The organism is Streptomyces sp. NPDC000983, from assembly GCF_040299205.1.
Lineage (GTDB): Bacteria > Actinomycetota > Actinomycetes > Streptomycetales > Streptomycetaceae > Streptomyces.
On record NZ_JBEPBM010000004.1, the window covers coordinates 76,881 to 88,984 of the forward strand.

Sequence of the window (12,104 nt, forward strand, 5' to 3'; positions counted from 1 at the left end):
CGTCCACCACCCACCCAACAACCCCGCCCAACAACCCCGCCCCACCCCGCCAAGACCCCGCCGGGCCCTCGGTCAGCCCAGCGCCGCCGTGATCGCGTCCAGTTGCTCCGCCACCGGGCCCAGCGTGATCAACCCCGTTCCCGCGCCCGCCACTTCGGTCGAGGCCGGTAGCAACTGGGTGTGGGCCCGGGACAGGACCGTGCGGTCGCCCACGGCGATCGCCGCACGGGCCAGCAGGCACCACATCGCCTCGAACATCAGGTCCCGAGGCGGGGAGGGGACGACGCGCAGCGCGGCACGAGCCTCCTCCGCACGGCCGGCCTCGGCCAGCAGCAGCGGCCGTACCCACGGCTCGTAGGGCCCCCAGTCCGCGTCGGCGGCGGCGCCGTCGTCCGGCAGGGCCCCGTGCCGCAGGCGTACGCACAGCCGGGCCAGCGGCAGCAGTCCCGACTCCAGTCCGGGCATCCCCGCGCCCGCCAACGACAGGGCGGCTTCCGCGTAGGCGGCCTCCGCGGCGGCCGGCTCCGCGGTCGTGGCCGTCCGCAGCGCGCGGAACCACGCCGTGAAGACGGACACCAGCGGCAGCTCGTGGCGGGCCGCGAGCTCGTCCGCGGCGGCGGCGTGCCGGTCGGCGGCGGCCAGGTCGGCCAGGGCGGACTTCGCCTGGAGACGGACGAGGTGGCCGAGCACCTCGTACCGGACCAGACCGTGCCCGGCGGAGAGCGCGACGATCTCCGTGCCGATCGCGTCACGCCGGTCGGCGAGCCCGGCGCGGCGGAACGACTGCATGAAGACGCCGTTCAGGGCGAAGGCCAGCAGGGAGGCGTCGCCCAGCCGTCGGGCGATCTCCTGCGCCTGTCCGGCCGCCCGGAGCGGTCGGGCCAGGACACCGGAGGGCGGTTCGTCGGCCGGAAGCGTCCCGCGTGACTCCACCGCGACCGTCGCCAGGAGGCGGCAGCGGGCCGCGTCGTGCGCGCCCGGATCCAGCGCGCGCAGCGTCCGCTCGGCGGCATCCACCAGCCACCGCGCCTGCTCGGGGTCGTCGGAGCGGGTCCAGATCGCGGGCACGTCGTAGACGCCGATCACCCGGGCGGTCAGCTCGGGATCCCCCAGCTGTTCCGCCGCCGCCACCGCGGCCACCCGGTGCCTGCGGGCCGCCTCCAGCCCGCCGCCGCCCGTCACCGCCAGATCGCGCATCAGCCCGACCGTGGACTCCAGCCGGGTACGGGCCCTGCTGCCCAGCACCCCCTCGTACGCGGCCGTCGCCCGCGCCCACACCCGGTCCACGGACGTACCGGCGTCCGGGTCGAGGTGCTCGGCGTGCAGCAGGACGTCGTCCTCCAGGCGCCGCAGCCGCGGCCCGGGGTCCACGCCCAGGTGCTCGCGCAGCATGGCCGCCGCGCGGCGCAGCACCGACAGGGCGTCGGCCTGCCGGCCGGCGCGGTACAGGGCCAGCGCCAGCAGCCGCCAGCCCTCCTCCCGCCAGGGGTGGTCGGTCACATGCGCGTCCAGCTCGGGGACCGCCTCGGCCGCCCGGCCCAGCGAGATCAGGGCCTCCGCACGCGCCTCGACCGTGTTCAGCCGCAGCCCGGTCAGCCGGGAGCGCTCCGCCCGCAGCCACCGTTCGTCGTCGAAGTCGGCGAAGGCCGGCCCGCGCCACCAGGTGAGCGCCTCGGTCGTCCGCTCCAGCACCTCGGCCGCGCCCACGTCCCCGAGGGCGCCCGTCGCGGCCTCGAACCGCCAGGCGTCCACGTCGTCCTTCGCGGCGCGCAGGGCGTACCCGGCGCCTTCGGTGACCAGCAGACGGGACGGGGTCCTCGGCGGCCGGTCCGGCTCCAGCGACCGGCGCAGATCACCGACGAAGGTGCGCAGCGCCCCCACCGCGTTGCCGGGCGGCTCGTCCCACAGGTCCTCCACCAGCCGGGAGACGGGCACGACCTGCCGCCGGGCCGCGACGAGCCGGGCCAGCACCGCGCGGTGCCGGGGCCCCTTCAACCCGAGCCGCCCGCCCTCCTCGTCCCAGGCCACCACCGCGCCCAGCACTCCGAACCTCACCCGCACGCTGTCGTCCGTTCCGCTCCGCCACCTGCTCGTTCACGCCAACCTACCGCCGCCCCACGACGTTGATCCGCTGCTGATCCAAGGCCCGCAGGCTGATGTCGACGGCCCGGAGGAACGGGCCCCGCACCACACCGGAAGGGCACACAGCCATGACACCCGCAATCCCTGGATTCGACTACCGGCGCGTCACCGTGGACGAAGGAGTGGGACTGAACGTCGCCGTCGGCGGCTCCGGCGCCCCGCTGGTGCTGCTGCACGGCTTCCCCCAGACGCACCTGATGTGGCGGCACGTCGCCGAGGACCTGGCGGCCGACCACACGGTGATCTGCCCCGACCTGCGCGGCTACGGCGACAGCGACAAGCCCGCGGAGAGCGGACCGGACGTCTACTCCAAGCGCACCATGGCCCGTGACATCGTGCGGCTGGCACGAGGGCTCGGCCACGAGCGGTTCGCCCTCGCCGGCCACGACCGGGGCGCCCTGGTCGCCTTCCGCGCCGGCCTCGACCACCCGGACACCGTCACCCACCTGGCCTGCCTGGACGTACTGCCCACGCTGGACATGTGGGACGCGCTGCACGGCGTGCGGGCGGCCATCGGATTCCACCTGTACCTGATGGCCCAGCCGCCCGGGCTGCCGGAGCGGATGATCGGGGGCAGCGCCGACGCGTTCTTCGGCTACTTCCTCGACGTCTGGGCGAACGACCCCGAGGCCGTGCCGCCGCACATCCGCGAGGTCTATCTCGAAGCCTGCCGCGACGCCGTTCCGTCCATCGTGGCGGACTACCGGGCCTCCGCCGGCATCGACGTCGAGCACGACAAGGCCGACCGGGCCGAGGGCCGCCGGCTGACGATGCCGGTCTCGGTCCTCCAGCAGGACTGGGGCGCGGCGCTCGGCTACGAGGCCGCCGCGTTGTGGGGTGCCTGGGCCGCCGACCTCGACCACTCCACCGTCTCCTGCGGGCACTTCATGGCCGAGGAGGACCCGGAGCGGATCGCGAAGGAGCTGAGGGCGCTGCTGACCCGCTGACGGCGAGAGGCCGCACGGGACCGGTGGCGACCCGGTCCCGTGCGCGGCGGCCGTCAGCCCTTCGCGGGGGTGAGCGGCACGTCGAGGCGGTCCGCGAGGGCGTCGAAGGAGATGCCGAACGTCTCCAGGACGACGGCGCCGGCCGGGCCCACGGCGAAGGTGGCGACGTCGGTGTAGACGCGGTCGACGCAGCCCAGGCCGGTGACCGGGTAGGTGCACTCGGGGACCAGCTTGGGGGTGCCGTCCTTGGCGAACAGGCTCATCATCACGAACACCTGCTTGGCGCCGATCGCCAGGTCCATGGCGCCGCCGACGGCCGGGATGGCGTCGGGGGCGCCGGTGTGCCAGTTGGCCAGGTCGCCGGCGGCCGAGGTCTGGAAGGCGCCGAGGACGCACACGTCGAGGTGGCCGCCGCGCATCATCGCGAAGGAGTCGGCGTGGTGGAAGTACGACGCCCCGGGCAGCTCGGTGACCGGAGCCTTGCCCGCGTTGATGAGGTCGGGGTCGACCTGCCCCTCCCGGGCCGCCGGGCCCATGTGGAGCATGCCGTTCTCCGTGTGCAGCACCACTCCGGAGCCCGCCGGGAGATGGTCGGCGACCAGCGTCGGCTGGCCGATGCCCAGGTTGACGTAGGAGCCCGGCGGGATGTCCCGGGCCACGATCGCGGCCATCTCGTCCCTGCTCAGGGGCGCGCGGTCGAGGTGCTCCACGAGTGCGGTCGTCGCGTTCATACGGTCGGTGCCACCTTCACGACTCGGTCCACGTAGATGCTCGGGGTCACGACGGCCTCGGGGTCCAGGGCGCCCGTCTCGACGATGTCGCCCACCTGGGCGACGACCGTGGTCGCGGCGGTGGCCATCACCGGGCCGAAGTTCCGCGCGGTCCTGCGGTACACGAGGTTGCCCATGCGGTCCGAGCGGTGGGCGCCGATCAGCGCCACATCGCCCTTGATGGGGTACTCCAGGACGTGCGTACGGCCCTCGATCTCGCGGGTCTCCTTGCCCTCGGCGAGCAGCGTGCCCGCCCCGGTCGGGCAGTAGAACGCCCCGATGCCCGCCCCGGCCGCGCGCAGCCGCTCGGCGAGGGTGCCCTGCGGCACCACCTCCAGTTCGATCCGTCCGGCCCGGTAGAGCCGGTCGAAGACCCAGGAGTCGCTCTGCCGCGGGAACGAACAGATGATCTTGCGGACGCGGCCCGTGTCGAGCAGCGCCGCCAGCCCGGAGTCGCCGTTGCCGGCGTTGTTGGAGACGACGGTCAGTCCGCTCGCGCCCTGCCGGATGAGCGCGTCGATCAGCTGGACCGGCATCCCGGCCATGCCGAACCCGCCCACCAGGACGGTCGACCCGTCCTCGACGCCGGCCACCGCGCTGTCGGCGTCGGTGTGGAAGGTGGTGGTCACGAGGTCCTCCCGGAGACGTTCTCCAGTACGACGGCCAGGGCCTGGCCCACGCCGATGCAGATCGCCGCCACGCCCCACCGCCCGCCCGACTCGCGCAGCCGTGCGGTGAGCGTGCCGAGGAGCCGGCCGCCGGAGGCGCCCAGCGGGTGCCCCAGGGCGATCGCGCCGCCCTTGGCGTTCACCAGGTCCGGATCGATCCCCCAGGCGTCGACGCAGGCCAGCGACTGGACGGCGAAGGCCTCGTTCAGCTCCACCGCCGACACGTCGGCCCAGGTGATCCCGGCCGCGCGCAGCGCCCGGTTCGCGGCCTCGACCGGGGCGAAGCCGAACAGCTGCGGGTCCAGGGCCGACACCCCGCGGCCCGCGATCCGCGCCAGCGGGTCCCGCCCGATGCGTGCCGCCGCCTCACCGGAGCCCAGCAGCACGGCGGACGCGCCGTCGCTGAGCGGCGAGGCGTTCCCGGCGGTGATCTGGCCGTCGGCGCGGAACGACGGCTTGAGCGCGGCGAGCTTCTCGACCGAGGTACCCGGCCGGATGCCCTCGTCCCGGCCCAGCACGCCGCCGTCCCGGCCGCCCGTCTCCACGGGCACGACCAGGTCGTCGTAGAAGCCGCTGTTCCAGGCTTCGTCGGCGAGGCGGTGCGAGCGGGCCGCGAACTCGTCCTGGCGGGAGCGCGGGATGCCGAACTTCTCCCCGAGGAGTTCGTTGGCCTCGCCGAGGGAGACGGTCCACTCCTTCGGCATGCGGTCGTTGACCAGCCGCCAGCCCAGCGTGGTGGAGACGGCCGTCAGGTCACCGGCCGGGAACCCGCGGGACGGCTTGGGCAGGACCCAGGGCGCGCGGGTCATCGACTCGACACCGCCGGTGAGGACGATGTCGGCGTCCCCCGTCTCCACCGCACGGGAACCGATGATCGCCGCGTCCAGCGAGGAGCCGCACAGCCGGTTGACGGTCGTGGCGGGCACCGAGGTCGGCAGCCCCGCCAGCAGGACGGCCATACGGCCGACGTTGCGGTTGTCCTCACCGGCCCCGTTGGCGTTGCCCCACACCACGTCGCCGATGGCGGCCGGGTCCAGGGAGGGCGTGGTGCGCAGCAGCGCGGACACGGCGGTGGCGGCGAGGTCGTCCGGCCGGACGCCAGCGAGTGCCCCGCCGAACCGCCCGAAGGGAGTTCTCACGGCTGAGTAGAGGTAGCTGTCGACCATGCCCTCACGCTAGGCCCACGCCATTCATCCGATCCAATACCTAGTTACACTCAATCCATCGGCCGCACTTATGAATGGCGCGCGGGGAGGCGGTGGCGTGGAGATCCGGCAGGTCCGCTACTTCCTCGTCCTGGCCGAGGAGTGCCACTTCGGCCGCGCCGCCGCCCGCCTCCATGTGGCCCAGCCGGCCCTGTCCCAGCAGATCAAACAGCTGGAGCGGGAGACGGGCAGCGCCCTGTTCGACCGCTCCACCCGGCGCGTGGAGCTGACGGACGCGGGACGCCGGCTCGTGACGCACGCGCGGGCCATCCTCGCCGAGGTGCAGCGGGCGGAAGCCCACATGGAGATGCTGGCCTCGGGACATGCCGGACGCGTCTCGGTGGGTTTCGTGGGCACGGCCACCTACGACGTCCTGCCCCGCGTCGCCCGCACCCTGCGCACCGAGATCCCGCACGTCGACGCCGAACTGCGCGGCGAGCTGCTCGCCCCCGAACTGGTGACGGGGCTGCGGGAGGGCACCTTCGACCTCGCGCTCCTCAGATCCGCCGCCCCCGTCGACGCGGACGTCGAGGTCGTCCCGCTGCGGTCCGAGCGCCTCGTGGCCGTCGTCCCGAGCGGGCACCGGCTGGCGGGCCGCTCCCGTGTCCCGGTCGCCGAACTCGCGGGCGAGCCGTTCGTCGTCCACCCCTCCCAGGGCCGGTCGTCCATGCACGGCCGTGTCCTCGCGGCGTGCGCGCGGGCCGGGTTCGAGCCCGCCACCCTCGTCGAGGTCGGGGAGACGGCGACCCTCGTGGTCTTCGTCGCCGCCGGCCACGGCGTCGCCCTGGTCCCGGAGTCCGTCCAGAGCCTCCGCCTCGACGGCGTCACCTACGTGCCCCTCGCCGAGAAGGAGACGGTGGACCTGGGCCTGGCCAGGCGGGCCGGGCACGACCTCCCCGTCGTGGGCCGGGTCGCCGAGGTCATCCAGGCGTGCGTACGGGGCTGAGCGGCCGGAGAAGCCGGGACCTTCGGAGGCCCCGGAGATCCACCGGAAGGGCCCTATCCGCCCGAGCGGCCGAATATCCCCAGGTGCGTCGCACCGCCGTCGGAGTGGAGAACGACGTAGTAGCCCGTCCAGCTCATACGGCATTCGCCGAGCAGGCTCCGCTCGAACGCGTCATGGCTCGTCGCCCCGTTGCCGGCGGCGGCGAGCCCCTCGTACTGCTCGACGGTCGGGCGGTCCGTGCCGAAGTGGTGCCTCACACGGCTCGCCGCCAGCGGGCGCAGGGTTCCGTAGTCGGCCGGACGCAGCGGTGCGGGCGGCGTGTCCGTGGCCACCACCCGGTCGATGTCGAGGATGGAGTGGGTGCCCTCGGAGCCCATGAACTCCTTGTCCTCGCAGAGGTCCTCAAGGCTCCGGTACTCGCCGTCGTCGCCGTACTCCTCCTGGAACACCCGGGCCCGCAAAGTCCCCAGAGCCGCTTCGACGTCGCCGTCGTACCCGGTGACGTAGTCCCATCCGCTGGCACCCACAGCGCCACCCCTCCCTCGAAGACCGTCAGGGAGGGAACGATAGGGGCGGGCACTGACAGCGGCCCGGCCCGGCCCGGCCGGCTAGGATATCTCGATGATGCCCAGGGGTTCGCTGGTCGGCTGGTCCGAGCCGCCGGCCGGTTCGACGGTGATGCCGACGGCCACCGCCTCGCCGAGGGGGCCGGCCAGGGTGCGGGAGGGCCGGTTGCCGCTGCCGGGCATGAGGCCGGCCGGGCGGAGACCGCCCGACGGGGCCGCGTACCACAGCTCGTACACCTGGCCGTCGTCGAGGGCGGGCAGGTCCGCGGCGAGGAAGGCGGCCCGGTCGGCCGAGCGGGAGACGACCACGGTGGCGTCGGCGCCGCCGCTCAGCTCCGCGGTGTGCAGGGTGGCGTCCGGGGCGGTCAGCACTTCGGCCAGCGCCTGCCGGTCGTCCCACAGGGCGTCGGCGCGGGCGCGGGCGTCGTCGGCCCGGTCGTGCTGCCAGGCGGCGACGCCGCCGAGCCCCGCGACGGCGGCCAGGCTCGCCGCCAGCGCCCACACCAGCAGACGCCGGCGTCGCTCGCCGCGCACCGGTCGGCCGGGCGGGCGGTCCCGCGTGCCGTGGCCGGTCTCCCGCAGCACGCGGTCGAGGAGGTCGGGCGGGACGTCGGCGGTCTCGGTGCACGCCAGGCGGGCCGCGACCTCGCTGAGCTGAGCCGCCTCCAGCGTGCAGGCCGGGCAGCCGGCCAGGTGCTCCTCGAAGGCGGCCTCCTCGTCCGGCGGGAGGGCGTGCAGGACGTAGGCGCCGACGGCCAGGTGCGGATCCTCCTCGGGAATCATGACCGGGCCTCCAGACAGTCGCGCAGCAGGCGCAGTCCGGTGCGCATCCGGGACTTGACGGTCCCGGCCGGCGCGGAGAGGGTCGCAGCCGTCTCCAGGTAGGTCAGCCCCTGGTAGTAGGCCAGCCGCAGCGGAATCCGGTACTTGCGGGCGAGCCGGTCCAGGCACTCCTGGACGCGCCGTCGCTCGTCCTCGTCCTCGACCGCCTCGGCGACCTCGTCGTGCTCGCGGCCCCCGATGACCGCGCCCGCCCGGCGCTCGCGCTGCGCCGCGGCCTGGGCGTGGCGGACCCGGTCCACCGCCCGGTGATGGGCGAGGGTGAGCACCCATCCCTTGGCGCTCCCGCGATCGCGCCGGTAGCGGCCGGCCGTGCGCCACACCTCGACCATCACCTCCTGCGTGACCTCCTCCGCCTGCGACGGGTCGTGCAGGATGCGACAGGCCAGCCCCATCACCGGACGCGCCAACGCCTCGTACACGCCGGTGAAGGCGGCCTGGTCGCCGTCCGCGACCCTGGCGAGCAGCGCCTCGACGCTCCGGGGGTCGTCGCCCTGCGGACCGGGACCACTGAAATGGGCCGTGCTCGGCATGTGTCTCACGTTCCGTCGACGTGTCTCTCGTCCGATGGTCCGCCGCGGGAGAGGGCCCCGCAGCCCGGGGGAGGTCGTCCGCCCCGGCTTGCGGAATCCGCGCGACCGTGGATCGGCGCGGCGGCGAGGTGGCACCGTCCCACCTGGGATTCGACACCGCGGCCGCCGCGGATGTTCGTGCTGTGTGCCTTCGGGCGGATTTTCCTGCCGCCGGAACTCATACGTGACGTCCTGTGCCTCGAATCCCTTACGCCTGTGCATCCAGCTCGGAAAAGAGGTGAGCCTCCATGGCTGCATCCATGCGAGTCCGCCGTCTGGTGGCCGGTGCCTCGGCCGCGGGACTGCTGGCCGGTGGCGCCGCCCTCGGCCTCTCCGGCACCGCCAACGCGGCCCCCGCGACCACAACGGCGGTCACGTCGAAGGCGGTTGACCACCATCACGACCACGACCGCTGCCAGTGGAAGAAGGGCCACTGGGAGAAGAAGTGGGTCAAGGGCCACTGGGAGAAGAAGGCCTACTGGACGAAGACCTGGCACAAGGGCCACTACGACAAGCACGGTGAGTGGCACAAGGGCTACTGGGACCACGACCGGCACCACAAGTGGGTCTACGTCCACGGGCACTGGTACCACTACTGGGTGAAGGGCCACTGGGACTGCGGTCATCGGTGACCCCGCCCGCCAACACGCCGGTGCGCACCGCACAGTTGGTGCGCACCGTCGGCGGGTCCCGTCGGCGGAGCGACCCCGTGCGAGGATGTCGGGCGTGACCGGAACGTCTTCCTCGCCCGTCGCCGAGGACACGCCCCACCACCGACACCTGGGCCCGAGGGCCGCCGCCGCGCTGGTCTTCGGCTCCTCGGCCGCGGTCCTGGTCGTCGAGATCGTGGCACTGCGACTGCTGGCGCCGTACCTCGGCCTCACCCTCGAAACCAGCACCATGGTGATCGGCATCGCCCTGACCGCCATCGCCTTCGGCTCCTGGCTGGGCGGACGCATCGCCGACCAGATCGATCCGCGCCGGCTCATCGGCCCCGCGCTCGGCGTGTCCGGCGCGGTCGTCGCGCTCACCCCCGCCGCCCTGCGCTCGACCGCCGAGTGGTCCCCGGCGCTGCTGATGCTGATCGCGTCGATGACCATCCTGGTGCCGGGCGCGCTGCTCTCCGCAGTGACACCGTTCGTCACCAAACTGCGCCTGACGAGCCTGGCCGAGACGGGCACGGTCGTCGGCCGGCTCTCCGGGGTGGGCACCGTCGGCGCCATCGTCGGCACCGTCCTGACCGGGTTCGTGCTGGTCGCCAGGCTGCCGGTCAGCGGCATCCTGATCGGCCTCGGCGTCCTGCTGGTGGCGGGCGCCGCGCTCGTCGAGTGGCGCACACGCGGCTGGACGGGCACCCCCGCCCTCGCCCTCGTGACCGTCGCCGGCGGCCTCGCCGTCACCGTCGCCCCCGGCGCCTGCGACACCGAGACCAGGTACCACTGCGCCCGGGTGGTCGCCGACCCCGACCGGCCCGGCGGCCGCACCCTGCTCCTGGACGGACTGCGCCACTCCTACGTCGACCTCGACGACCCGACATACCTGAAGTTCCCCTACGTGCGCGCCATCGCGTCGGCCGTCGACGCCACCTTCGCCGAGGGCGAGCCGCTGGCCGCCTACCACCTGGGCGGCGGCGGACTCACCTTCCCGCGCTACCTCCACGCCACCCGGCCCGGGACGGAGAGTCTCGTCTCCGAGATCGACGGCGGCATCGTGCGCATCAACCGCGACCGGCTCGGCCTGCGCACCGGGGACGGCATCGACGTACGGACCGAGGACGGCCGGCTGGGTCTGCGCCGGCTGGACACCGACAGCCGCGACCTCGTCGTCGGCGACGCCTTCGGCGGCATCAGCGTCCCCTGGCACCTCACCACCGTCGAGGCGATGGCGGACGTACGGCGGGTCCTCGACGAGGACGGCCTGTACGTCGTCAACCTCATCGACCACGGCACCCAGGACTTCGCCCGCGCCGAAGTCGCCACGCTCGGCGAGACGTTCGCCCATGTCGCCGTCGTGGGCGAACCCGCCGACATCGGCCTCGACCCGGCCGCCGCGGCCGAGGGCGGCAACCTCGTCGTCCTGGCCTCCGACCGTCCCGTCGACGTCCCCGCGACCCAGGAGGCGCTCGACGCCCGCCGCACCGGCTGGCGGATCGCCACCGGCGACGCGCTCACCTCCTGGATCGGCGACGCCCGGCCGCTCACCGACGACTACGCGCCCGTCGACCAGCTGCTCCAGCCCTTCGGCCCGGGCGACGGCGCGTAAAGGCCGCCATTTCCCGTGCACGCCTATGGGAAGTTTCGGGACGGGTCGTTACTCTCCGCCCATGATTCCCACGGTGGTCTGGGGTACGGGGAACGTCGGGCGCGCGGCCATCCGTGCCGTCGCCGCCCATCCGCTGCTCGGTCTGTCGGCCGTCCTGGTGTCGAACCCGGCGAAAGTCGGCCTCGACGCGGGCGAGTTGGGCGGACTCGACCGGCGCCTCGGGGTGGCGGCGACCGACGACGTGGACCGGGTCCTCGCCGAATCCCCCCGCGCGGTCGTGTACGCGGCCTCCGGCGACGTCCGCCCGGACGGCGCCCTCGACGACGTCGCCCGCGCGCTGCGCGCCGGAGCGGTGGTCGTCACGCCGTCCCTGTACGGCATGTACGACTGCGTCAACGCCCCGCAGGAGATCCGCGGCCCCCTGCTGGAGGCGGCCCGGGCCGGCGGCGGCGCGCTGTTCGTGTCGGGCGTGGACCCCGGCTGGGCCAACGACGTACTGCCCCTGCTGGTCAGCGGGTTGGGGTCGGAGATCGACACGGTCCGCTGCCAGGAGGTCTTCGACTACTCGACGTACGACCAGGAGGACGCGGTGCGTCACCTGATCGGCATGGGGCATCCGCTGGACTACCAGCCGCTGATGCTCGCCGAGGGCATCCCGGAGATGATCTGGGGCGGTCAACTGCGCATGATGGCAAGGGCGTTGGACGCCGAACTGGGCGGCATCGAGGAGAAGCTGGAGCGCCGCGCGCTGGAAGTCCCGGTGGTCACCGCCACGATGGGGGAGTTCCGGGCCGGCACCCAGGGCGCGGTGCGCCTGGAGGTGCGGGGGCTGGTCGGAGGCGAACCGCGCATCGTCATCGAGCACGTCACCCGGATCCACGCCTCCTGCGCCCCCGACTGGCCCGTCCCGCCCGGCGGCGGGGCAGGTGCGCACCGCGTGATCATCGAGGGGCGTCCTCGTATCGAGGTCACGGTGGAGGCCACGGACGAGGGGGAGAACCGGGCCGCCGGCGGCAACGCGACGGCCGTGGGCCGCCTGGTGAACGCCGTCGACTGGCTCACGGACGCCGGGCCCGGCCTCTACGACGCGCTCGACGTCCCGCTGCGCGCCGCGGCGGGCCGACTCGGAAAGAGGTGACCGTGGAGATCGACATCCCGGCGGGAGCCGACCCCCTCACCCATGTGT

At 73.9% G+C, this 12,104-nt stretch carries 12 protein-coding genes; 5 read left to right on the forward strand and 7 right to left on the reverse strand.

Features of this window, described 5'->3' with window-relative positions:
• Positions 1 to 72: 72 nt before the first annotated feature.
• A complete protein-coding gene (locus ABT296_RS06030) occupies positions 73 to 2,061 on the reverse strand; it encodes an AfsR/SARP family transcriptional regulator (RefSeq protein ID WP_351923707.1) in 1,989 nt (662 codons plus the stop codon).
• 149 nt (positions 2,062 to 2,210) lie between these two features.
• Here ABT296_RS06030 and ABT296_RS06035 point away from each other — a divergent pair, with 149 nt between their 5' ends.
• The gene (locus ABT296_RS06035) at positions 2,211 to 3,089 is read left to right on the forward strand and encodes an alpha/beta fold hydrolase (RefSeq protein ID WP_351923709.1); all 879 of its coding nucleotides are present in this window, start codon (positions 2,211 to 2,213) and stop codon (positions 3,087 to 3,089) included.
• 53 nt (positions 3,090 to 3,142) lie between these two features.
• Here the strand turns inward: ABT296_RS06035 and ABT296_RS06040 are convergent, their stop codons facing one another.
• The 3 genes from ABT296_RS06040 to ABT296_RS06050 are packed head-to-tail and all read right to left on the reverse strand — an operon-like array spanning position 3,143 to position 5,693.
• Positions 3,143 to 3,820 (reverse strand): 3-oxoacid CoA-transferase subunit B, encoded by a 678-nt coding sequence (locus ABT296_RS06040; RefSeq protein WP_351923711.1) that lies wholly within the window; start codon positions 3,818 to 3,820, stop codon positions 3,143 to 3,145.
• Positions 3,817 to 4,488, reverse strand: coding sequence for a 3-oxoacid CoA-transferase subunit A (locus tag ABT296_RS06045; RefSeq protein WP_351923713.1), 672 nt, complete (start codon positions 4,486 to 4,488; stop codon positions 3,817 to 3,819). The genes ABT296_RS06040 and ABT296_RS06045 overlap by 4 nt, the downstream gene beginning before the upstream one ends.
• Positions 4,485 to 5,693, reverse strand: coding sequence for a thiolase family protein (locus tag ABT296_RS06050; RefSeq protein ID WP_351923715.1), 1,209 nt, complete (start codon positions 5,691 to 5,693; stop codon positions 4,485 to 4,487). The genes ABT296_RS06045 and ABT296_RS06050 overlap by 4 nt, the downstream gene beginning before the upstream one ends.
• A 97-nt stretch (positions 5,694 to 5,790) precedes the next feature.
• On the opposite strand from ABT296_RS06050, the gene ABT296_RS06055 reads away from it, so the two are divergent.
• On the forward strand, positions 5,791 to 6,678 hold the full coding sequence (locus ABT296_RS06055) for a LysR substrate-binding domain-containing protein (RefSeq protein WP_351923717.1): 888 nt from the start codon (positions 5,791 to 5,793) through the stop codon (positions 6,676 to 6,678).
• A 53-nt stretch (positions 6,679 to 6,731) separates the two neighbouring features.
• Here the strand turns inward: ABT296_RS06055 and ABT296_RS06060 are convergent, their stop codons facing one another.
• From ABT296_RS06060 to sigK, 3 genes are all read right to left on the reverse strand, one after another.
• Entirely contained in the window at positions 6,732 to 7,205 is a 474-nt protein-coding gene (locus tag ABT296_RS06060) for a hypothetical protein (protein ID WP_351923719.1), read from the reverse strand.
• 81 nt (positions 7,206 to 7,286) lie between these two features.
• Complete coding sequence (locus ABT296_RS06065; RefSeq protein WP_351923721.1) at positions 7,287 to 8,027, reverse strand: anti-sigma factor; 741 nt, start codon at positions 8,025 to 8,027, stop codon at positions 7,287 to 7,289.
• Positions 8,024 to 8,617: an ECF RNA polymerase sigma factor SigK gene (gene sigK / locus ABT296_RS06070; protein ID WP_351923723.1), complete on the reverse strand. Its 594-nt coding sequence runs from the start codon at positions 8,615 to 8,617 to the stop codon at positions 8,024 to 8,026. Before sigK ends, ABT296_RS06065 begins: the two co-directional genes overlap by 4 nt.
• A 287-nt stretch (positions 8,618 to 8,904) precedes the next feature.
• Between sigK and ABT296_RS06075 the strand changes: the two genes are divergently transcribed.
• The 3 genes from ABT296_RS06075 to ABT296_RS06085 all read left to right on the forward strand — a co-directional run bounded on the left by ABT296_RS06075 (position 8,905) and on the right by ABT296_RS06085 (position 12,056).
• Entirely contained in the window at positions 8,905 to 9,288 is a 384-nt protein-coding gene (locus ABT296_RS06075) for a hypothetical protein (RefSeq protein WP_351923725.1), read from the forward strand.
• A 94-nt stretch (positions 9,289 to 9,382) separates the two neighbouring features.
• The gene (locus ABT296_RS06080) at positions 9,383 to 10,918 is read left to right on the forward strand and encodes a fused MFS/spermidine synthase (protein ID WP_351923727.1); all 1,536 of its coding nucleotides are present in this window, start codon (positions 9,383 to 9,385) and stop codon (positions 10,916 to 10,918) included.
• Between the two features lie 61 nt (positions 10,919 to 10,979).
• Positions 10,980 to 12,056 (forward strand): NAD(P)H-dependent amine dehydrogenase family protein, encoded by a 1,077-nt coding sequence (locus ABT296_RS06085; RefSeq protein WP_351923729.1) that lies wholly within the window; start codon positions 10,980 to 10,982, stop codon positions 12,054 to 12,056.
• Positions 12,057 to 12,104 lie beyond the last annotated feature (48 nt).

Excerpts from the sequence above, each read along its gene's own strand:
- ABT296_RS06040 (WP_351923711.1), bottom strand. The coding sequence starts at position 3,820 with ATGAACGCGACGACCGCACTCGTGGAGCACCTCGACCGCGCGCCCCTG.
- sigK (WP_351923723.1), bottom strand. The coding sequence starts at position 8,617 with ATGCCGAGCACGGCCCATTTCAGTGGTCCCGGTCCGCAGGGCGACGAC.
- ABT296_RS06075 (WP_351923725.1), top strand. The coding sequence starts at position 8,905 with ATGGCTGCATCCATGCGAGTCCGCCGTCTGGTGGCCGGTGCCTCGGCC.
- ABT296_RS06085 (WP_351923729.1), top strand. The coding sequence starts at position 10,980 with ATGATTCCCACGGTGGTCTGGGGTACGGGGAACGTCGGGCGCGCGGCC.
- ABT296_RS06050 (WP_351923715.1), bottom strand. The coding sequence starts at position 5,693 with ATGGTCGACAGCTACCTCTACTCAGCCGTGAGAACTCCCTTCGGGCGG.
- ABT296_RS06035 (WP_351923709.1), top strand. The coding sequence starts at position 2,211 with ATGACACCCGCAATCCCTGGATTCGACTACCGGCGCGTCACCGTGGAC.
- ABT296_RS06065 (WP_351923721.1), bottom strand. The coding sequence starts at position 8,027 with ATGATTCCCGAGGAGGATCCGCACCTGGCCGTCGGCGCCTACGTCCTG.